This window comes from Streptomyces californicus (genome assembly GCF_000717645.1).
GTDB lineage: Bacteria > Actinomycetota > Actinomycetes > Streptomycetales > Streptomycetaceae > Streptomyces > Streptomyces californicus.
Genome location: NZ_JNZZ01000042.1, coordinates 49,762 through 70,999, shown reverse-complemented (window position 1 = coordinate 70,999; position 21,238 = coordinate 49,762). Strand labels below are relative to the sequence as shown.

Here is a 21,238-nt window from a genome sequence, read left to right as displayed (position 1 = left end):
ACTGCAGGGGGGACCCTGTGGGAGAGTAGGACGCCGCCGAACAATTTTTCCGGGAAAGCCCCGTGCCTTGTGGCACGGGGCTTTTCTGCGTTCACCGCCGGCTCGTCGAGCTGTCCCCTCCACCCCCGTGCGCTCGACGGCGGAAGCTGAGGGTAGGGTCAGGGGGCATCATTGGCACGTTCTTCACAGGAGGCCCCCGGGTGGAGGTCCAGGAGACTCGGGTCCAAACGGACCGGGTCCTCACCATCCCCAACATCCTCAGCATGGCTCGCCTTGTCGGGGTACCGCTCTTCCTGTGGCTGATTCTTCGCCCCGTGTTCGGCGGGCCCAACAGCGACAACTGGGCGCTGCTGGTACTGATGCTCAGCGGCATCAGCGACTACCTCGACGGCAAGCTCGCCCGCAAGTGGAACCAGATCAGCAGCCTCGGCCGGCTCCTGGACCCGGCGGCCGACCGCCTCTACATCCTTTCCACCCTGGTCGGCCTCACCTGGCGCGAGATTCTGCCCCTCTGGGTCACCGCGCTCCTCCTCGCCCGGGAACTCATGCTTCTCGTGATGGTGGGCATCCTGCGCCGCCACGGCTATCCGCCGCCGCAGGTGAACTTCCTCGGAAAAGCTGCAACCTTCAACCTGATGTACGCCTTCCCCTTGTTGCTGCTCAGCGACGGGAGTGGTTGGCTGGCCACACTGGCCGCCGTTTTCGGATGGGCGTTCGCAGGATGGGGTACAACCCTGTATTGGTGGGCAGGAATCTTGTATGTGGTCCAGGTCCGCCGGCTCGTGAAGGCGGATGCAGTAGCCGATTGAACTCGTTGATGCGGTGCCGCGCAGTGTGGCCGGCCCGCGGCAGATGTCACTGACGCCCGACGGGCGAAGTCGGCTGACCGTCGTCTCTTCGAGGAGGACGTTTCCGACATGAAGGCCGTCGTGATGGCTGGTGGCGAAGGCACACGCCTTCGCCCCATGACTTCGAGCATGCCCAAGCCGCTCCTGCCCGTGGCCAACCGGCCCATCATGGAGCACGTGCTGAGGCTGCTCAAACGGCATGGGCTCAGCGAAACAGTAGTGACCGTCCAGTTCCTCGCCTCCCTCGTCAAGAATTACTTCGGGGACGGCGAGGAGCTCGGAATGGAGCTCACCTATGCCAACGAGGAGAAGCCACTCGGCACCGCGGGCAGCGTGAAGAACGCCGAAGAGGCGTTGAAGGACGACACGTTCCTCGTCATTTCCGGTGACGCGCTCACCGACTTCGACCTCACCGACCTCATCGCGTTCCACAAGGAAAAGGGCGGCCTCGTCACGGTCTGCCTCACCAGGGTCCCCAATCCGCTGGAATTCGGGATCACGATCGTGGACGAGAGCGGCCAGGTCGAGCGGTTCCTGGAGAAGCCGACCTGGGGCCAGGTCTTCTCGGACACCGTGAACACGGGCATCTACGTCATGGAGCCCGAGGTCTTCGACTACGTCCAGGCCGACACCTCGGTCGACTGGTCCGGTGACGTCTTCCCTCAGCTGATGAAGGAGGGCAAGCCCATCTACGGCTACATCGCCGAGGGCTACTGGGAGGACGTGGGCACCCACGAGAGCTATGTGAAGGCCCAGGCAGACGTCCTGGAGCGCAAGGTCGACGTCGAACTCGACGGCTTCGAGATCTCGCCCGGCGTCTGGGTCGCCGAAGGGGCGGAGGTCCACCCCGACGCCGTGCTCCGCGGCCCGCTGTACATCGGTGACTACGCCAAGGTCGAGGCGGGTGTCGAGATCCGCGAGCACACCGTGGTCGGGTCGAACGTGGTCGTGAAGTCCGGGGCCTTCCTCCACAAGGCCGTGGTCCACGACAACGTCTACATCGGGCAGCACAGCAACCTGCGGGGCTGCGTCGTCGGCAAGAACACCGACATCATGCGTGCGGCCCGCATCGAGGACGGCGCCGTCATCGGTGACGAATGCCTGGTCGGCGAGGAGTCGATCATCCAGGGCAACGTCCGCGTCTACCCGTTCAAGACCATCGAGGCCGGTGCGTTCGTCAACACCTCGGTCATCTGGGAGTCACGCGGGCAGGCACACCTCTTCGGCGCGCGCGGGGTCTCCGGCATCCTCAACGTCGAGATCACCCCCGAGCTGGCCGTACGGCTGGCCGGCGCCTACGCCACGACCCTCAAGAAGGGCTCCACGGTCACCACCGCACGTGACCACTCCCGAGGCGCGCGCGCCCTCAAGCGGGCCGTCATCTCCGCTCTTCAGGCCAGTGCCATCGACGTACGGGACCTGGAGAACGTACCGCTGCCCGTGGCACGCCAGCAGACCGCGCGGGGCAGCGCCGGCGGCATCATGATCCGCACGTCGCCCGGGGTGCCCGACTCGGTCGACATCATGTTCATCGACGAGCGCGGATCGGACCTCTCGCAGGCGCAGCAGCGCAAGCTCGACCGGGTCTACGCACGCCAGGAATACCGCAGGGCCTTCCCCGGGGAGATCGGGGACCTGCACTTCCCGTCCAGCGTGTTCGACTCGTACACCGGGTCCCTCCTGCGCAACGTCGACGTCGAGGGCATCGCCGAATCCGGGCTGAAGGTCGTGGTCGACGCGTCCAACGGAAGCGCCGGACTCGTCTTGCCCAGCCTGCTCGGCCGGCTCGGCGTGGACGCGCTGACGATCAACCCGGGGCTCGACGAGTCACGGCCCACCGAGACCGCCGAGGCCCGCAGGGCCGGCCTGGTCCGGCTCGGGGAGATCGTCTCCTCCGCGCGGGCGGCCTTCGGGGTGCGGTTCGACCCCGTCGGTGAGCGGCTCTCCCTCGTCGACGAGCTGGGCAGGATCATCGAGGACGACCGGGCGCTGCTGGTCCTCCTCGATCTCGTGGCCGCCGAGCGGCGCAGCGGACGTGTCGCCCTGCCCGTGACCACCACACGGGTCGCCGAGCAGGTGGCGGCCTACCACGGAACCCAGGTGGAGTGGACGACCACCTCGCCCGACGATCTGACCCGGGTGGGCCGTGAAGAGGACACCATCTTCGGAGGAGACGGGCGCGGCGGGTTCATCGTTCCCGAATTCAGCAGCGTCTTCGACGGGACCGCGGCCTTCGTCCGGCTCATCGGCCTCGTCGCGCGCACCCAGCTCACCCTGAGCCAGATCGACGCCCGTATCCCGCGCGCCCACGTCCTGCGTCGCGACCTGGCGACGCCCTGGGCGGTCAAGGGGCTCGTCATGCGGCGGGTCGTCGAGGCGGCCGGTGACCGCAGCGTCGACACCACGGACGGGGTCCGCGTGGTCGAGGCGGACGGCCGTTGGGTCATGGTCCTCCCTGACCGGGCGGAAGCCGTGACCCATCTGTGGGCGGAAGGCCCGGACGACGCCTCGGCACAGGCCCTGCTCGACGAGTGGGCGGCCGTGGTGGAGAGCGCCGGCGACTGACCCCCGACCGGTGCGCCGCGGCCTTCCGCACCGGAGGCCGCGGCGCACCGGTGGGGCCATTCGGCGGCAGCCATGATGACGTGCGACGATGTGCGGCATGTCGCAGCCGTCCCCCGATCGGAGCACCCCCTCGCCGCCCGCACGCCCCGACGCGTCCATGTCACTGCTGAACAACGTGATGGACCACAGCCTCGACGACGGCTACGCGGAGGCGTCGGCCCGGCGCAGGGCCGACGGGAGCGCGGGGCTGCCCCGTACGCTCAGGTCGAAGCTCGGCCTGGCCGCCGGGCTGGTGGTGGCCGCCCTCGTGGTCACGCTCGGCGCGGCCGAGGCACGGATCTCCGCGCCCGTCGTCGCCAAGGAGCGCGAGGAGCTGATCGACCGCATCGACGCGGAGACGGAGGCCGCCGACACTCTGGAGTCCGATGTCGACGCACTCCGCTCCGACGTGAGCGAACGTCAGCGCAAGGCCCTGGAGCGGCACGGGGGCGACCAGGGCCAGCTCGTGGCCCTGCTGTCCGGCGCGACGCCCGTCGAAGGACCCGGTGTGAAGCTGGTGGTCGACGACGCGAAGGACACCGACCAGGGCGGGGGCGGACCACGCGATTCCTCGGGCTTCGCCGACACCGGACGGGTACGCGACCGGGACATGCAGCGGGTCGTCAACGGCCTGTGGGAATCCGGGGCCGAGGCCATCGCCATCAACGGGCAAAGGCTGACCGCGCTGTCGGCCATCCGGGCCGCCGGAGACGCCATACTGGTCGACAACAGGCCGCTCGTGCCGCCGTACACGGTGTTCGCGGTGGGGGACGGCAAGAAGCTCGCGACCGTCTTCGGGGACAGTGCCGACGGCCAGTACCTCCAGGCGCTCAAGGAGAGCTTCGACATTCGCACCAGCATCTCCGAACAGGCGAAGGTACGGCTTCCGGCCGCCCCGAGCCTGATCGTCCGTACAGCAGAGCCGAAGGCCGCCGACAGCGGTGCGGCAGACACAGGGAAGGGCACATCGTGATCGCCGTACTGGGCCTCGTCGTGGGAGTCGTGGTCGGACTGTTGGTCCGGCCCGAGGTACCGGCGGTGGTCGAGCCCTACCTGCCGATCGCGGTGGTCGCCGCGCTCGACGCCGTCTTCGGAGGTCTGCGGGCCATGCTCGACGGCATCTTCGTGGACAAGGTCTTCGTGGTCTCGTTCCTCTCCAACGTCGTGGTGGCCGCGCTGATCGTCTTCCTCGGCGACAAGCTGGGCGTCGGCGCCCAGCTCTCCACGGGTGTGGTGGTCGTGCTCGGCATCCGGATCTTCTCCAACGCCGCCGCCATCCGCCGGCACGTCTTCCGGGCTTGAGGCCGATGAACAACGACCAGAACCCCCGCAGCGAACAGCCCGACGGCGGCGCGCATGCCGCCCCCGACGGACCCCCGCAGCCGCCCGCCCAAGAGGTGACCGGACGGCAGCGGCTCAAGGCGGGGCTGTGGCCGCCGCGGCTGAGCCGGGCCCAACTCATCGTCGCCGTGCTGCTGTTCGGGCTTGGTCTGGGGCTGGCCATCCAGGTGCGGTCGACCAGCGACGACAGCGCTCTGCGCGGCGCCCGGCAGGAGGACCTGGTCCGCATCCTCGACGAGGTCGACGACCGGACGCAGCGCCTGGAGGACGAGAAGCAGCGCCTGGAGGACCAGCGCGCCGAGCTGGAGAACAGCTCGGACCAGGCCGAGGAGGCCCGGAAGCAGACGCTGGAGAAGGAGCGTCAGCTCGGCATCCTCGCGGGCACGGTGGCCGCGGAGGGCCCCGGCATCACGCTGACGATCACCGACCCCTCGGGCGCGGTCGCCCCGGACATGCTGCTCGACGCCCTCCAGGAGCTCCGCGCTGCGGGTGCTGAGGCCATCGAGGTCAACGGGGTGCGTGTGGTGGCCAATACGTATTTCTCCGGGGACGCCGGTGACGTACAGGTGGACGGGAAGAAGATCGAGGCGCCGTACGAGTTCTCGGTCATCGGCAAGCCGCAGGATCTGGAGCCCGCGCTCAACATCCCCGGCGGTGTCGTCCAGACGCTGGAGAAGGAGCAGGCCACCGTACTGGTGGAACAGTCCGACGACATCGTCGTTGACGCCTTGCGACCGGCGCAGCGGCCTGACTACGCTCGGTCGTCAACGCCGTGATCCGGGCGAGCGGGAGGGTCGGGGGACCGGGTCGGACGGTTGCGGGGGGTCGGCGCACCGGATTGGTGGTGCGTGGTGGAAACTGTCGGGTGGATACGGACGTTGTGAAGATGTCCGGGTCGGCAGGTGTGTTCAATCATGGTTCGTCCTGCCCCACGGGCGGGTCTATGTCGGTCAAGGGGAATCGCCCGTGAAGTTGTTTGCGAAGTTGTTCGGGAAGAGTGCACGCGAGGACAGCAACAGTGCTGCCCGCCACCGCGCTCCGCGCCACGGCCAGGCCGAGGAGCAGGAAGCGGAGCGCCCGCTCTTCCGTGACGAGGTGTCCGGAGCCCCGGGGGGTGACGGCGTGTCGTCCGTTGACCCGGCCGGTGCCGGAGGCATAGGTTTCGGCGCACCATCGGCCGCCAGCGCCGGTGGAGGGTTCACCCCGGAGGGCGCGTCGATGCCGGTCTGTACGAGGTGCGGCCACCGCAACGCGGCGGGCAGCAAGTTCTGCTCGAACTGCGGCGCTCCGCTGAGGGGTGGCGTTCCCGAGCGCCCCTCGGAGACGACGTCCACGATCTCCATCTCGGGTCTTGAGGCGTACGAGGCGGAGGCGACGGGCCAGACCGCCGCGCCGTCGCTCTCTCCGGAGGCCCAGGCCGCGGTCGACGCCCTGCCGGCCGGTTCGGCGCTGCTGGTCGTGCGCCGCGGTCCGAACTCCGGCAGCCGCTTTCTGCTCGACAGCGACCTCACCACGGCCGGCCGTCACCCGCAGAGCGACATCTTTCTCGACGACGTGACCGTGTCGCGGCGTCATGTGGAGTTCCGCAGGAACCCGGACGGTAGCTTCACCGTGGGTGATGTCGGCAGCCTCAACGGCACCTACGTCAACCGCGAGCGCATCGATTCGGTCCCGCTGTCCAACGGCGACGAAGTCCAGATCGGAAAGTACCGGCTGGTCTTCTATGCGAGCCCGCGGGGCGTGTGACCAGCCCCGGACCTGGTCCGGGGGGACCCGGAGGAAGGCCCATGCTGCGAACACCGACAGGCGGTGCCGGAAACGGCACCGCCTCCGCGGAAGCGCGCCCGATGAGCATCGGAACGGTGCTCATCCAGCTGCGCGAGGAGTTTCCCGAAGTCACCATCTCCAAGATCCGGTTCCTGGAGGCCGAGGGGCTCGTCGAGCCGCAGCGCACCCCTTCCGGATACCGGAAGTTCACTCCGGGTGATGTGGAGCGCCTGGCGCAGGTGCTCCGTATGCAGCGGGACCACTACCTTCCGCTGAAGGTCATCCGGGAGCACCTGGACGCGCTGGCCCGGGGCGAGCGGCCCGTTCTCCCCTCGCCCGGCGAACGGCGGGATCTGTCCGACGGGGTGTGGGACGCCGACACCGGAGCGGCGACCGCCGCCCGGATCGGGCGGGCCGAACTCTTGGCGGCCGCCGAGGTCGACGAGGACCGGCTGGCCGAGTGGGAGTCCTACGGGCTCATCGTCCCGTCCCCGGACGGGGGCTACGACACCGATATGGTGACCGTCGCCAAGCTGGTGGCGGACCTGGGGCGATTCGGTCTGGAGCCGCGTCATCTTCGCGCCATGCGGGCCTCCGCCGACCGTGAGGCGGGGCTCGTGGAGCAGCTGGTCGCGCCCCTGCGGCGGCACCGCAATCCGCAGACCAGGGCCCATGCGGAAGCCACCGCGAACGAGCTTGCCGAGCTGTCCGTGAGGCTGCACGCGGCCCTCGTGCAGAGCGCTCTGCGCAGCCGTCTGCACTGACCTCGGCGGATCCCGACTACCCAAACATGGCGAGCACGTCCTAGGGTTGCTGTGTGAACGAGCTTGACGTTGTCGGTGTCCGGGTGGAAATGCCCTCCAACCAACCGATCGTTCTCCTGCGTGAAGTGGGAGGCGACCGGTACCTCCCCATTTGGATCGGTCCGGGGGAGGCGACCGCGATCGCCTTCGCCCAGCAGGGCATGGCGCCTCCCCGGCCGCTGACCCATGACCTGTTCAAGGATGTGCTCGAGGCCCTGGGCCAGGAGCTCACCGAGGTCCGCATCACGGACCTTCGCGAAGGGGTCTTCTACGCGGAGCTCGTCTTCGCCGGCGGAGTCGAGGTGAGCGCCAGGCCCTCCGACGCCATAGCGCTCGCCCTGCGGACCGGAACGCCGATCTACGGCAGTGACGGCGTGCTGGACGACGCGGGCATCGCGATCCCCGACGAGCAGGAGGACGAGGTGGAGAAATTCCGCGAATTCCTCGACCAGATCTCTCCGGAGGACTTCGGTACGAACAGCCAGTGACCGTCCCGGCAAGGGTGTCGTCAGCGCATCCGGCAAGCCTTTCCCGTTGGTGAGACACGGGAAACCACCCTCAGGGTGATTATCACTCGGCGTGCCGAGTGTGGCGATCGTTGACGCACCCCGAGTGACTGCCTACCTTCGAGTGGGCAGGTCAAGGACGGAGGTCGGCGTGAGAAGCAGCGGCGACGGTACGGCGGCGGGCGGGCCGTACACGCAGCACGGCAGTGGAGCCGACCACGCCATCAGGCAGCCGGTTCAGCCGGCGCCGGTGGCAGGGGGCGGCAGGTCTGCGGCGAGCGGTGGCGACGACATCGGCTACCGCGGACCCACGGCGTGCGCGGCGGCGGGGATCACGTACCGCCAGTTGGACTACTGGGCCCGTACGGGACTGGTGGAGCCCAGCGTGCGTCCGGCCTACGGGTCGGGGACCCAGCGTCTCTACAGCTTCCGGGACGTGGTCCTCCTCAAGATCGTCAAGCGGTTCCTAAACACCGGGGTCGCGCTGCAGAACATCCGCACCACGGTCCAGCATCTGCGGGCCCGGGGTTTCCAGGACCTGGAGCGCATGACGCTGATGAGCGACGGGGCCACGGTCTACGAGTGCTCGTCCCCCGACGAGGTCGTCAGTCTCCTCCAGGGCGGCCAGGGCGTCTTCGGGATCGCCGTCGGCGTCGTCTGGCGCGACGTGGACGCGGCGCTCTCGCAGTTGCACGGTGAGCGCGTCGACACCGGCGAGACCCTGGTCGGCCACAACCCCGCGGACGAACTGGCCCGGCGGCGCAACCGCGCGGTCTGAGCGGGCCGCGCGGTCCGAGGCCGGGACGCCGAGCACGGGGCGACAGCGGTACGGAGCACGCGACAGCGGTACGGAGACGGGACGGTCCGGCACCCCACGGGGCGCCGGACCGTCCCGTTGTCAGTGCCGTAGGGCAGCATCGACGGTGTGAGACCCGCGCCCACCATCCTCCACCTGGACATGGACGCCTTCTACGCGTCGGCGGAGCAGGCGGCTAAACCGAGTCTGCGCGGCAAGGCGGTCGTGGTGGGCGGCCTCGGACCCCGGGGCGTGGTCGCCACCGCCTCGTACGAGGCCCGGCGGCTCGGGGTGCACTCGGCGATGCCCACCGCGCAGGCCCGGCGGCTCGCGCCCAACGCGGCGTATCTGGTGCCCCGCTTCTCCCTGTACCGCACGGTGAGCGAGCAGGTGATGGGCCTGCTGGGACGGCTGTCGCCCCTGGTGGAACCGTTGAGCCTGGACGAGGCGTTCGTGGACCTGGAGGCCGGGGGGACGGCGGACGACGCGGCCTCGGCCCGCGCGACGGGGGAGGGGCTGCGGGCGGCCATCCACGCGGTGACGGGTCTCAGCGGCTCCGTCGGACTCGCGGGCTCCAAGATGCTCGCCAAGATCGCCTCGGAGCAGGCCAAGCCGGACGGCCTCGTCCTCATCGAGCCCGGCACCGAACGGGATCTGCTGGCCCCCCTGTCGGTCCGCGTGCTGCCGGGGGTCGGGCCGGCCACCGGCGACCATCTCCGGCGCGCCGGCATGACCACCGTCCACGACCTGGCGGAGGCCGGAGAGGCGGAGCTCGTACGACTGGTCGGCAAGGCCCACGGCCACGGGCTCCACCGGATGGCGCTGGGCCTCGACGACCGGCCCGTGGTCGCCGAGCGGGACGCCAAGTCCGTATCGGTGGAGGATACCTTCGACGTGGACCTGCACGACCGGGTGCGGGTACGGGCCGAGGTGGAGCGGCTCGCCGTCCGGTGCGTGGAGCGGCTGCGGGCCGCCGACCGGTCGGGCCGCACGGTGGTGCTGAAGGTGCGGCGCTACGACTTCTCCACGCTGACCCGCTCCGAGACCCTCAGAGGGCCCACGGACGACCCCACGGTGGTGCGCGAGGCGGCCGGGCGGCTGCTGGAGTCCGTGGACACCACGGGCGGCGTACGGCTTCTGGGGGTCGGTGTCACGGGGCTCGCCGACTTCACCCAGGAGGACCTGTTCGCCCAGGCCGCCGACGCCCGGGAGCTCGCCCGCCGGGCCGTGGAGGAGCGGGAACCGGCCGGGGGGGACGGCGGACGGGAGAGCGAGCCGGAGCCCGAGCCGGAGGAGCCCTCCGAGCCGCTCGCCGCCCGGCGCTGGCCCGCCGGGCACGACGTCCACCACGAGGCGCACGGACACGGCTGGGTGCAGGGCAGCGGCGTCGGGCGGGTCACCGTCCGGTTCGAGCAGCCGTGGAGCGCCCCCGGCCGGGTGCTGACCTTCCGCGTCGACGATCCGCGGCTGCTCCCCGCCGACCCGTTGCCGCTCGTCCGCGAACCGCCCGACTACTCCTCCTGGCCCGCCAGCCTGCCGAAGTCCCGGTCCGGGCCGGACCCGGCCGCGGGCGGGTTGTCCAGCCCGTAGTGGCGGTAGAGCTGCAACTCCTGCTCGGGGGAGAGGTGCCGCCCGACGCCGAAGTCCGGCGCGCCCTTGATCAACGCCCGGTCGAAGGGGACGCGCAGCGCGTCCCCTTCGAATTCGCTGGGCTCCAGCGGGACGAAGGCGTCCCTGCTGAACAGTCCGGTGCGCACGGCCGCCCATTCGGGTACGCCCGTCGCGTCGTCGAGATAGACCTCATCCACCGTTCCGATCTTGGCGCCCTTGCGATCGAAGGCCTTGCGGCCGATCAGGCGACGCGGATCGATATCGGTCTGCACGGTGCCTCCCACTGGTCGCGGCTGCTCACGGTGGTCCGCGATGCCCCACCAGCACCACAGAAGTGCAGATCCGCGAGGTCGGCCACTCGAGAGCTCCGGTTCGGGGGCCGCTGGTAGGCTGGCAGTGGCTGCTGACCCCGTGCGGGAGAGCCTCCGGTGCGGAATCCGGAGGCGCCGAAGGAGCAAATCCTCCCCGGAATCTCTCAGGCCCCCGTACCGCACGGACGAGGTCACTCTGGAAAGCAGGGCGGATGCGTGCGGGCTCAGGCCCGGACGGACCCGACCCTCACCGACGGTGAAAGCCGGCGTGCCTCCGGGCGGGCCGGTGAAGCTCTCAGGTTGAGATGACAGAGGGGGAGGCCGTCCGGGCACCCGCGCCGCGGTGCCCCTCGCAGGTCGTGGCAGACCAGGAGGCCTCCATCATGACCCCCCGTCGCACTCCGCTCTCCCAGCTGGAGCAGGGCATTCCGTTCGAGCAGCGCCACATAGGGCCGGACGCCGAGGCCCAGGCGAAGATGCTCGCCCAGGTCGGCTACGGCTCCCTCGACGAGCTGACCGCCGCCGCGGTGCCCGACGTGATCAAGAGCGCGGAGGCCCTGAACCTCCCGTCGGCGCGCACCGAGGCGGAGGTCCTGGCCGAGCTGCGCTCGCTGGCCGACCGCAACACGGTGCTGGCCCCGATGATCGGCCTCGGCTACTACGGCACCTTCACGCCGCCCGTCATCCTGCGCAACGTCATGGAGAACCCCGCGTGGTATACGGCCTACACGCCGTACCAGCCGGAGATCTCCCAGGGCCGTCTGGAGGCCCTGCTGAACTTCCAGACGATGGTCGCCGAGCTGACCGGGCTGCCCACCTCCGGCGCCTCCCTGCTCGACGAGGGCACCGCCGCCGCCGAGGCGATGGCCCTCGCCCGGCGCGTCGGCAAGGTGAAGAAGGGTGTCTTCCTGGTCGACGCCGACACCCTGCCCCAGACCGTCGCGGTCATCGAGACCCGCGCCGAGCCGACCGGAGTCGAGGTCGTCGTCGCCGACCTGAGCGACGGCATCCCGGCCGAGATCGCCGAGCGCGGCGTCTTCGGCGTCCTGCTCCAGTACCCGGGCGCCTCCGGCGCGGTGCGCGCCATCGAGCCCGTCATCGAGCAGGCCCACGAGCTCGGCGCGATCGTCACCGTCGCCGCCGACCTGCTGGCCCTCACCCTCCTCACCTCGCCCGGCGCGCTCGGCGCCGACATCGCGGTCGGCACCACCCAGCGCTTCGGCGTGCCGATGGGCTTCGGCGGCCCGCACGCCGGCTTCATGGCCGTCCGCGAGAAGTTCGCCCGCTCCCTGCCCGGCCGCCTCGTCGGCGTCTCCGTCGACGCCGACGGCGACAAGGCGTACCGCCTGGCGCTCCAGACCCGCGAGCAGCACATCCGCCGCGAGAAGGCCACCAGCAACATCTGCACCGCACAGGTGCTCCTCGCCGTCATGGCCGGGATGTACGCGGTCTACCACGGGCCCGACGGGCTGCGGACGATCGCCCGGCGCACCCACCGCTACGCCGCGATCCTCGCCGACGGACTGCGCACCGCCGGCGCCGAGATCGTGCACGACGCGTTCTTCGACACCCTCACCGTCCGCGTGCCCGGCAAGGCCGCCGGCATCGTCGCCGACGCCCGCGAGCGCGGGGTCAACCTCCGCCTCGTCGACGCCGACCACGTCTCCGTCGCCTGCGACGAGACCACCGCCCGCGCGCAGATCTCCGCCGTCTGGGCCGCGTTCGGCGCCGAGGGCGACATCGAGGCGTTGGACGCCGCGGTCGCGGACGCCCTGCCCGAGGCGCTGCTGCGCACGGACGAGTTCCTGGCCCACCCGGTCTTCCACCAGCACCGCTCCGAGACCGCGATGCTGCGCTACCTCCGCAAGCTCGCCGACCGCGACTACGCGCTGGACCGCGGCATGATCCCGCTCGGCTCCTGCACCATGAAGCTGAACGCGACCGCCGAGATGGAGTCGATCACCTGGCCCGAGTTCGGCGCGCTGCACCCCTTCGCGCCGGCCGAGCAGGCACAGGGCTTCCTCACCCTCATCCGTGAGCTGGAGGAGCGCCTGGCGGAGGTCACCGGCTACGACGCGGTGTCCATCCAGCCCAACGCCGGCTCCCAGGGCGAGTTCGCGGGGCTGCTGGCCGTCCGCGCGTACCACCGGGCCAACGGCGACGACCAGCGCACCGTCTGCCTGATCCCCTCCTCCGCGCACGGCACCAACGCCGCCAGCGCCGTGATGGCGGGCATGAAGGTCGTCGTGGTGAAGACCGCCGACGACGGCGAGGTCGACGTCGCGGACCTGCGCGCCAAGATCGAGCAGTACCGCGACGAGCTGGCCGTGCTCATGATCACCTACCCCTCCACGCACGGGGTGTTCGAGGAGCACGTCGCCGACATCTGCGGCGAGGTCCACGACGCCGGCGGCCAGGTGTACGTCGACGGCGCCAACCTCAACGCGCTGGTCGGGCTGGCCAAGCCGGGCAAGTTCGGCGGCGACGTCTCGCACCTGAACCTGCACAAGACCTTCTGCATCCCGCACGGCGGCGGCGGCCCCGGCGTCGGCCCGGTCGGCGTCCGCGCACACCTCGCCCCGTACCTCCCCAACCACCCGCTCCAGCCCGCCGCGGGCCCGGAGACCGGTGTGGGCCCGATCTCGGCCGCCCCGTGGGGCTCGGCGGGCATCCTGCCGATCTCGTGGGCGTACGTCCGGCTGATGGGCGGCGAGGGCCTCAAGCGGGCCACGCAGGTCGCGGTGCTGGCCGCGAACTACATCGCCAAGCGGCTGGAGCCGCACTACCCGATCCTCTACACCGGCCCGGCCGGGTTGGTCGCGCACGAGTGCATCGTGGACCTGCGCCCGATCTCGAAGGCGACCGGCGTCTCCATCGACGATGTGGCCAAGCGCCTGATCGACTACGGCTTCCACTCGCCGACCATGTCGTTCCCGGTGGCCGGCACGCTGATGATCGAGCCCACGGAGAGCGAGGACCTCGCGGAGCTCGACCGGTTCTGCGACACCATGATCGCGATCCGCGCCGAGATCGAGAAGGTCGCGTCGGGGGAGTGGAGCGCGGACGACAACCCGCTCGCCAACGCCCCGCACACCGCCGCCGCGCTCGGCGGCGACTGGGAGCACGGCTACAGCCGCGAGGAGGCCGTCTTCCCGGCCGGAGTGTCCGCCGCCGACAAGTACTGGCCGCCGGTCCGCCGGATCGACGGGGCCTTCGGCGACCGCAACCTGGTCTGCTCCTGCCCGCCGCTGGACGCGTACGACGCCTGAGCGAGCCTGTCGTGAGGCGTGCGCCGTGAGCGCGGCGCGCGCCGGGCAAGCGTCGGGGCCGGTGCGGAGTTCTCTCCGGGCCGGCCCCTCGTCCGTACGGCCCCGGTCAGGCGGCCCGTACCACGCGGCCCGCCAGCGGCCGGTGCGGGGCGATGATCTGCCCGTCGGGCAGCAGCTCGCCGGTGTCCTCGAAGAGCAGGACGCCGTTGCACAGGAGGCTCCAGCCCTGTTCGGGGTGGTGGGCCGTCAGACGGGCGGCCTCCCGGTCGGGTGAGTCAGCGGTGGGGCAGGGTGGCTGGTGCTGGCACATGGATGCGTTCTTTCGCTGCGTCGAGTCGAATGTCCTGCGGCTGGATGAGGTGTTCATGGCCGCCCCCGTATCAGTCGGTCCGGTCCCAGTGTTGCCCTACGGGGAAGAATCCGCAGGGATTTCGCCGCAGCACCCGTACTCCTCCCTTGACGCATCACCCGCGCGGACGGTTCACCGCAACTGCACTGTCCCTTCGGGTGGTTCGGGGTGGCCGGAAGGGGCTAGTCCGAGTGGGGAGCACAGCGCCCCCGCAGCGCCCGCGCCACCGCCCCGGGGTGCGGGGCGAGCGGCACGGGCGCGGCGGGGGCGTGTCGACGCCGCGGGCGGGGTCAGGCCGAGCTGAGCAGCGGTCCGGGGGACACGCGCATCGAGATGACCGGCAGCAGGTCGGCGACCCGGTGCGGGCGGTGGGCGGCGATGCCCGGCGGGGCCGGCGCCAGCGGCACCAGGACGTCCGTCGGCGCGAGCACACCGCCCGCGGGGTCGGCCTCGGTGTCGCCGTGCAGCCAGAGGGCGATCATGTACAGCTCCGGGATGGACAGCAACCGCGCCTGCCAGGGAGCGGCGGAGGTCTCCGCCTGCCGGACGGCCAGCTCGGTGGAGGCGAGATAGGGGCCCTCGAAGAAGTGCGAGAACGTCCAGCCGTCGGGGGTGAGCACCGTGTCCGCCGCGGCGACCGGGCGGCCCTCGCTCCGGATCAGGAAGCGCCAGGCCGCGAGATGCGTCAGCGGCGCCGTCCCGTCGGTGGAGGCCCGGCCCAGCACGTGTACGGGGAGCGGGAGTTCGGGGCTCAGCGGTCCCTGGACGGACCGGAGAGCGGATGTGCGGGCCTCGCGGACGGCCGTGGGAGAACCGAGGGCCGCGAGAACGCTGCGCAGGGCGGGCGCGGGGGCCGGGAGGACATGCAGCGGCATGGTGGGTCGCCTCTCACTTCGGAGACACGGTGACGCTTGGGCGGGTGCGGACGACATTGTCGGCATGCGGAAGGGCCGGAACAGTCCGGTGACGGGCGAGCCGTAGCAGCTCTCTGCCTCGTTGAGCGGAGTTTATATGACACTTGTTCACGCAGTGTTTCCGCTAGCAGTCGGGGATATGTCGCGCAAGGCGCCATCCGGTCTTCGCGACGCGTTATTCCTGGTGATTTGGCAACCGGTCACCGGCTGCGACCTGGCATTCTTCCGGCAGTGCGGTAGGCCGAAACTCGCCGCTTTTATTCGTGTGCATGCTCCGGCGGAAAATGCCGCGTGCCGCATGCCCGGTGAATGTGCCTCCGGTCTCCTTCTCCCAGACTATCGGGTATCGGAGGCCCGTGGGGACGTTACGGATCACTCCCACTGGGCATTATCGATCGTGATGCGAGCGGCCTGGCCCGCGGGCCGCCACTGGAGGAGGGACCCCTAGATGGGGGAGAAGGTCGTGGCGGGAGCCGTTGACCTGTCCGATCGACAGGCATACCGCGCCAAGCTCAACCAGTGCCTGGAGGGACTGGGCAGACTCCTCGCGGAGCGGAGGTTTGACCGTCCGCGGAACCTGATGGGGCTGGAGATAGAGCTGAATCTGGCGGGTTCCGACGGGATGCCCCGGATGATGAACCAGCAAGTGCTCCAGCGCATCGCCAGCCGGGATTTCCAGACCGAACTGGGCATGTTCAACCTCGAAGTCAATATCGTTCCGCACCGCCTCGGCGGCCGGGTATTCGATCAGCTCTCGGAGGAGTTGCGCACCGGTCTCGCCTATGCGCACCGCAAAGCGGGGGAGGTGGACGCGGGGATCGTGATGATCGGAATCCTCCCCACCCTGGGGGAGCACGACGTGGTGTCAGCGAATCTCTCGGACGTCGACCGCTACACCTTGCTCAACGATCAAATGGCGGCTGCCCGGGGGGAGGATTTCCTCCTCGACATCGAAGGCGTCGAGCGGCTGGTCTGCACCTCGCCGTCGATCGCCCCGGAGGCGGCCTGCACGTCGGTGCAGCTCCATCTCCAGGTGACGCCGGACCGGTTCGCCGACGTGTGGAACGCCGCCCAGGCGATCACCGGCGTCCAGATCGCGCTGGGCGCCAACGCCCCGTTCCTCTTCGGCAAGGAGCTGTGGCGGGAGTCCAGGCCGCCCCTGTTCCAGCAGGCCACCGACGTGCGCCCGCCGGAGCTGGCGAACCAGGGCGTGCGGCCGAGGACGTGGTTCGGGGAGCGCTGGATCTCCTCCGCGCACGAGCTGTTCGAGGAGAACCTGCGCTACTTCCCGCCGCTGCTGCCGATCTGCGACGACGAGGACCCGCTGAAGGTGCTGGACGAGGGCGGGGTGCCGGAGCTGGCCGAGCTGGTCCTGCACAACGGCACGGTCTACCGCTGGAACCGCCCGGTGTACGGGATCGCCGACGGCGTTCCCCATCTGCGGGTGGAGAACCGCGTCCTGCCCGCCGGGCCCACGGTCACCGACGTGATCGCCAACGCCGCGTTCTACTACGGTCTCGTCCGGGCGCTCGCGGAGGAGTCCCGCCCGGTGTGGAGCCGGCTGCCGTTCGAGGCCGCCGAGGAGAACTTCACCGAGGCGTGCCGGCACGGCATCGAGGCCGAGATGCTCTGGCCCCGCTCCGGGCGCTCCGGCGGACTGACGAAGATCCCCGCCGTGCGGCTGGTGCTGGAGGAACTGCTGCCGCTGGCCGCCGCCGGGCTGGACGCCTGGCACATCGAGCCAGCCGACCGCGACCGCTACCTCGGGGTGATCGAGGAGCGGTGCAGGCGGCGGGTCAACGGGGCCTCCTGGCAGGTGGCCACGTACAACCGGGCCCTGGAGGCCGGCCTTCGGCGGGAGGCGGCGCTCGCGGCCACCACCCGCCGCTACGCCGAGCTGATGCACGCGGGGGAGCCGGTGCACACGTGGCCGGTGGGTTTTCCGGCGCCCTGAGGCCGGGAGGCGCGCCGGGGCCGGTGCGTGGGCCGTCCCGGTGCCGAGGCCGGTAGGCGTGTCGTCGTGGCGGTCCGGAGCCCGACGGGCCTCTCGGCGCGCCCGGGGGTGATGTGGTGGGCGGCGGGTCAGGGTTCCGGGCCCGTCCGCCCGCCGCTCCGTGCTGTACCGCGCAGGGGTGCTGCTCCGCCGCGGCGAGCTCCCGGGTCGAGGGCCGCCGCGCCGGGGCCGCTGCGCCGAGGGCCGCCGCGCCAGGAGGCGGTCGGTACAGCGGCCCGGGGGTCGGCGCCCGGGGGGCGCGGCCGGCCCGGCGCGCGGTCACTCCTGGCCGGCGCGGCCGTTCTGGCCCGCCGTCATGATGGCTTGCAGGATCACCCCCTGAATCTCCGCCGGGTCGCTCACCTCGTAACCGTCGCCGCCGGTCACCCGGGCGATCTCGGCGACCTCGTCGCGGTCCGCCTCCGGGCCGACCGCGATGGCGATGACCGGGACGGGGCGCTCCGGATCGACGAGTTCCTTCAGCCTCGCGACCAGCGCGCTCCGCGAGATGCCGTCCTCGTCCTGGTTGGAGCCGTCCGTGAGGACCACCAGAGCGTTGAACTTCCCCTTGACGTACGTCGAGCTGGCCTCCTGGTACGAGGCCAGCACGGTGTCGTACAGCCCGGTCGCCCCGCCCGGAACCGGCTGCAGTCCCGCGAACGCGGCGGTGAGTTTCTGCCGGTGGGTCCCGCCGCCCGCCGCCGGGTCGCCGAGCCGCCGCGTCGGCATGAGCCGCCGGTAGTCCTTCTCGCCGTCCAGCGTGGTGGCGAACTCCCACAGCCCGATCTCGTCGTTCGGGGTGAACTGGTCCAGCGCCTGGATCAGCGACTCCTTGGTGACGTCCATCCGGGACTGGCCCCGGCCCGGCACGAGCGTCGCCATGGAGCCGGAGGCGTCGACCACTGTGGTCAGCCGGGCGCTCTGCACGGTTATGGTCCACATCCCCAGGGTCTCCTGGAGCTCCTCGGCCGACGGCGCCTCGGCGGGCGGCTCGGCGTAGGGCTGGGGCTTCCTGCCGCCGGCCGCGGCGACGAGGGAGTCCGCCGCGCTTCCGTCACCGGCGCGGAACCCGTGCTCGGCGAAGGTGGCCGCGGCCTTCTCGTCGCTCAGCAGGTTCATGAACCGCAGGGCCGCACGGGACTCCGGAATGCTCAGCTCCGGCTCGTTCACCAGCGTGTACGGGTAGTCCAGCAGCGGTGTCCCGTCCTCGGGGTAGAAGAGGTCCAGCCTGCCCCCGCCGGTGGCCTCCGCGTTGTGCGTGAACGCGGCCTGCTCGGAGATCAGGACCGCCTGGTTGCGCTTCGGGTTGCCCTGCTCGGCCCCGGAGTCGCTGCGCGCCAGCGTCTCCAGCACTTGGGCGTCCCCGTCCGACATCCGCTCGGCGAGCACCTTCGCGGTCTCCGCCACCCGGGTGTCGCTGTCCCCGCCCTGGCGTGCGGACGAGGCGCCGATGCCGGCGAGGGCCAGCAGCCCGGTCGCGCTGCGCGCCGGGTCCGCCGACCCGAGGCGCACCCGGTCCGAACCGAGCGTCCCGGCCACCAGTTCGGCCCAGGTGTACGTCGTGCGGGGCCAGCCGAGCGCCTGCGAGGCGGACGGCACCATGCCCACGGCCACCGGCGAGGAGGCCACCGAGTCCGACGGGGAGACGGGGATGCCCTCGCCCAGCCCCTTGGCCCGCTCCAGCCACAGTTCGGAGTCGGGCAGCCAGACCTGGAAGTCGGGTTGGGCGTCCCCGGCGGCGAGGGCGGCGGCCACCTTGTGCGCGTCGCGGGCCAGGACCTCCACCTCCAGGCAGCGGCCGTCGGCCCTGACCTCGTCCGCGCGGGCCCGCTCGGCCACGGACCGTACGGCGGGCGCGATGTCGGGGGAGGCGACCACGGACAGGTGCACGGCGGAGTCCTCGCAGGACTCGGAGAACGACCACAGGCCGCCCTTGGCCGCGACGGCCGTGCCCGTCGCCACGGAGAGGACGAGCAGGGTGGCGATCACGACCGTACGCCGCCGGCGCCCGGGGCGCGGGTGGTCCCGCCGTCCTTCCGCCGCGTGGCTGTCGGGCAAGCTATGACGTCCCATGTCGGTGGTTCCCCCAGAGGATGAAACAACGAAAGAGGGGACCCGACCATCAGCGATGGTGGTCGTCCCCCGGCCTGTCACGCATGATCTTCGTACCTGTATTCGAGACCCTAGCGGGACGGTCGGTGGGATGAGACGCGATTGCAGAACAAAAGGCAGGTGTACAGGTGGAGTCCGGGCGTGTGGCTGATTCTTTTCCCCAAGTGGCCTTGTCGCGAAGGATCTTGCGGTCCGAGGCGGTGCTGGTCCTGGCGCTCTCGCTGGGCGCCAGCGGAGTCTCCGCCCTCATCAGTTTCGTCGGATCCCTGACGAAACCGGGCGGCCTGAAGGACCAGGCGGCGACGCTCAACGGTTCCTACGCGCCGGGCCGCCCCTGGCTGGATCTCGCATGGCAAATGTTCGGGATCGCAACGGCTCTGGTGCCGGTGGCCCTGGTGGCGCACCTGCTGATCCGCGAAGGCGCGAGCATGCGGGCGATCGGTTTCGACCGGGTGAGGCCCTGGTCCGACCTGGGCCGCGGAACCATCGTCGCGGCCGGTATCGGCAGCGCGGGTCTCGCCTTCTATCTGGTGGCCCGCGCCACCGGGTTCAACCTGACGGTCGTGCCCGAGTCCCTGCCCGAGGTGTGGTGGAAGTTCCCCGTACTGATCCTCTCGGCGGTCCAGAACTCCGTGGTGGAGGAGGTCATCGTCGTCGGGTATCTGCTGCGAAGGCTCGGGCAGTTGGGCTGGACGCCGATGGCCGCCCTGGTGGCCAGTTCGGTACTGCGCGGGTCGTACCACCTGTACCAGGGGATCGGCGGCTTCATCGGCAACGTGGTGATGGGCGTCGTCTTCGTGCTGCTCTACCGGCGCTGGGGCCGGGTGGGCCCGCTCGTCGTCGCGCACGCGCTCCTGGACATCGGGGCGTTCGTCGGATACGCGCTGCTGGCGGGCCGGGTCGACTGGCTGCCGACGCCCTGAGCACGGCGGATCGGGGCCGGCCCCGGCGTCGGACGCCGTCAGAGCGCGGTGAGCAGTTCGCCGTCGATCACCGTGACCGCCGTACCGGTCAGCAGGGTGCGCTCTCCGCGCAAACCGGTACGGACCAGGCCCGAGCGGGCGGATGCCTGGAGGCCGGTGAGGTCGTCGCGGCCGAGGCGGGCCGACCAGAAGGGGGCCAGCGCGGTGTGGGCGCTGCCGGTGACCGGGTCCTCGTCGATGCCGACGCCCGGGAAGAAGCAGCGCGAGACGTAGTCGTAGCCCCGGGCGGGGTCCGCGGCGGCCGCGGTGGCGATGACCCCGCGCCGGGAGTGGGCCACCAGCGCCGCGCAGTCCGGGGCGAGCCCCCGTACGGTCGCCTCGTCGCGCAGCTCGACGAGCAGGTCGCCGATGTGCTCGCCGGTGTCGTGCACCGAGACGGGGTCCGCGCCGAGGGCGTCCGCGAGACCGTACGGCACCGGCTCCTCGGTCAGCGGGGAGGTGGGGAAGTCCAGCGTGAGGCCGCCGTCCGGGCCCGCCGTCGCGGTCAGGACGCCGCAGCGGGCGGCGAAGCGGACAGGCCCCGTGGCGCGCCCGGTGGTGCGCAGGACGTGGGCGGTGGCGAGCGTGGCATGGCCGCACATGTCCACCTCGACGACCGGGGTGAACCAGCGCAGCGCCCAGTCGGCTGCGCCGCCGGGCGGCAGGGGGTGGGCGAAGGCCGTCTCGGAGAGGTTGACCTCGGCGGCGATCTCCTGGAGGCGTTCGGCGGGCGGGAACCCGTCGCTCTCCAGCAGGAGCACACCGGCGGGGTTGCCGGAGAAGGGTCGGTCGGTGAACGCGTCGACGATACGAATCCTCATGGGGCGACCGTAGAGCGGCGGCGCGCAGACGGACCAAGGCCAATTCCGGGTGTCTGGCCCCGTCCGGGTGCCGGGATGCCTACGTGCCCGGGTGTACGGGCCCCGTCCGGGTGTCGGGATGGCCGTGTGTCCGGGTGCCCGAATGCCCGGGCGTCGGCGCGTCCGGATGCCCGGATGCCCGGGCGTCCGCCGGGCGCGCCCCTCACCGATGAGTCTTCGGGGCCGGAGGAG

At 71.0% G+C, this 21,238-nt stretch carries 18 protein-coding genes and 1 riboswitch; of the genes, 13 read left to right on the top strand and 5 right to left on the bottom strand.

Going from position 1 to position 21,238, the window contains the following annotated elements; translation table 11 throughout:
* Positions 1 to 200 precede the first annotated feature (200 nt).
* The 10 genes from clsA to IF19_RS0132845 all read left to right on the top strand — a co-directional run bounded on the left by clsA (position 201) and on the right by IF19_RS0132845 (position 10,255).
* Positions 201 to 809: a cardiolipin synthase ClsA gene (gene clsA, locus IF19_RS0132890; protein WP_030119274.1), complete on the top strand. Its 609-nt coding sequence runs from the start codon at positions 201 to 203 to the stop codon at positions 807 to 809.
* 108 nt (positions 810 to 917) lie between these two features.
* Positions 918 to 3,413: a mannose-1-phosphate guanyltransferase gene (locus IF19_RS0132885; protein WP_030119275.1), complete on the top strand. Its 2,496-nt coding sequence runs from the start codon at positions 918 to 920 to the stop codon at positions 3,411 to 3,413.
* Positions 3,414 to 3,510: 97 nt separating this feature from the next.
* Positions 3,511 to 4,425, top strand: a complete 915-nt coding sequence (locus IF19_RS0132880) for a DUF881 domain-containing protein (RefSeq protein ID WP_032747144.1) — start codon at positions 3,511 to 3,513, stop codon at positions 4,423 to 4,425.
* Positions 4,422 to 4,754 (top strand): small basic family protein, encoded by a 333-nt coding sequence (locus IF19_RS0132875; protein WP_003970459.1) that lies wholly within the window; start codon positions 4,422 to 4,424, stop codon positions 4,752 to 4,754. The genes IF19_RS0132880 and IF19_RS0132875 overlap by 4 nt, the downstream gene beginning before the upstream one ends.
* Before the next feature lie 5 nt (positions 4,755 to 4,759).
* Positions 4,760 to 5,569: a DUF881 domain-containing protein gene (locus IF19_RS0132870; RefSeq protein ID WP_030119278.1), complete on the top strand. Its 810-nt coding sequence runs from the start codon at positions 4,760 to 4,762 to the stop codon at positions 5,567 to 5,569.
* A gap of 190 nt (positions 5,570 to 5,759) precedes the next feature.
* Positions 5,760 to 6,539, top strand: coding sequence for an FHA domain-containing protein (locus IF19_RS0132865; RefSeq protein WP_078581028.1), 780 nt, complete (start codon positions 5,760 to 5,762; stop codon positions 6,537 to 6,539).
* A gap of 41 nt (positions 6,540 to 6,580) precedes the next feature.
* Positions 6,581 to 7,324: a transcriptional regulator FtsR gene (gene ftsR / locus IF19_RS0132860; protein WP_030119280.1), complete on the top strand. Its 744-nt coding sequence runs from the start codon at positions 6,581 to 6,583 to the stop codon at positions 7,322 to 7,324.
* A gap of 53 nt (positions 7,325 to 7,377) precedes the next feature.
* Entirely contained in the window at positions 7,378 to 7,851 is a 474-nt protein-coding gene (locus IF19_RS0132855) for a bifunctional nuclease family protein (RefSeq protein WP_030119281.1), read from the top strand.
* A 169-nt stretch (positions 7,852 to 8,020) separates the two neighbouring features.
* The gene (locus IF19_RS0132850; RefSeq protein WP_030119282.1) at positions 8,021 to 8,647 is read left to right on the top strand and encodes a MerR family transcriptional regulator; all 627 of its coding nucleotides are present in this window, start codon (positions 8,021 to 8,023) and stop codon (positions 8,645 to 8,647) included.
* Positions 8,648 to 8,794: 147 nt separating this feature from the next.
* Entirely contained in the window at positions 8,795 to 10,255 is a 1,461-nt protein-coding gene (locus IF19_RS0132845) for a DNA polymerase IV (protein WP_030119283.1), read from the top strand.
* On the opposite strand, the gene IF19_RS0132840 is transcribed toward IF19_RS0132845, so the two are convergent.
* Entirely contained in the window at positions 10,177 to 10,548 is a 372-nt protein-coding gene (locus IF19_RS0132840) for a PRC-barrel domain-containing protein (protein WP_030119284.1), read from the bottom strand. The two genes, IF19_RS0132845 and IF19_RS0132840, sit on opposite strands and share 79 nt — an antisense overlap.
* A 132-nt stretch (positions 10,549 to 10,680) precedes the next feature.
* Positions 10,681 to 10,777, top strand: a riboswitch (glycine riboswitch).
* 193 nt (positions 10,778 to 10,970) lie between these two features.
* Between IF19_RS0132840 and gcvP the strand changes: the two genes are divergently transcribed.
* The gene (gene gcvP / locus IF19_RS0132835; protein WP_030121577.1) at positions 10,971 to 13,856 is read left to right on the top strand and encodes an aminomethyl-transferring glycine dehydrogenase; all 2,886 of its coding nucleotides are present in this window, start codon (positions 10,971 to 10,973) and stop codon (positions 13,854 to 13,856) included.
* Between the two features lie 106 nt (positions 13,857 to 13,962).
* Here the strand turns inward: gcvP and IF19_RS0132830 are convergent, their stop codons facing one another.
* Positions 13,963 to 14,166 (bottom strand): DUF5999 family protein, encoded by a 204-nt coding sequence (locus IF19_RS0132830; protein ID WP_030119287.1) that lies wholly within the window; start codon positions 14,164 to 14,166, stop codon positions 13,963 to 13,965.
* A gap of 329 nt (positions 14,167 to 14,495) precedes the next feature.
* Positions 14,496 to 15,080, bottom strand: coding sequence for a hypothetical protein (locus tag IF19_RS0132825; protein WP_030119288.1), 585 nt, complete (start codon positions 15,078 to 15,080; stop codon positions 14,496 to 14,498).
* Positions 15,081 to 15,567: 487 nt separating this feature from the next.
* On the opposite strand from IF19_RS0132825, the gene IF19_RS0132820 reads away from it, so the two are divergent.
* Positions 15,568 to 17,073, top strand: a complete 1,506-nt coding sequence (locus IF19_RS0132820) for a glutamate-cysteine ligase family protein (protein WP_030199300.1) — start codon at positions 15,568 to 15,570, stop codon at positions 17,071 to 17,073.
* Positions 17,074 to 17,391: 318 nt separating this feature from the next.
* Here IF19_RS0132820 and IF19_RS0132815 read toward each other — a convergent pair whose 3' ends face one another.
* The gene (locus IF19_RS0132815) at positions 17,392 to 19,185 is read right to left on the bottom strand and encodes a substrate-binding domain-containing protein (protein WP_169749629.1); all 1,794 of its coding nucleotides are present in this window, start codon (positions 19,183 to 19,185) and stop codon (positions 17,392 to 17,394) included.
* 182 nt (positions 19,186 to 19,367) lie between these two features.
* Here IF19_RS0132815 and IF19_RS0132810 point away from each other — a divergent pair, with 182 nt between their 5' ends.
* Positions 19,368 to 20,147 carry a CPBP family intramembrane glutamic endopeptidase gene (locus IF19_RS0132810; protein ID WP_030119291.1) on the top strand — a complete coding sequence of 260 codons (780 nt, stop codon included), beginning with the start codon at positions 19,368 to 19,370 and terminating at the stop codon, positions 20,145 to 20,147.
* Between the two features lie 38 nt (positions 20,148 to 20,185).
* Here the strand turns inward: IF19_RS0132810 and IF19_RS0132805 are convergent, their stop codons facing one another.
* Positions 20,186 to 21,007 carry a PhzF family phenazine biosynthesis protein gene (locus IF19_RS0132805; RefSeq protein WP_030119292.1) on the bottom strand — a complete coding sequence of 274 codons (822 nt, stop codon included), beginning with the start codon at positions 21,005 to 21,007 and terminating at the stop codon, positions 20,186 to 20,188.
* Positions 21,008 to 21,238 lie beyond the last annotated feature (231 nt).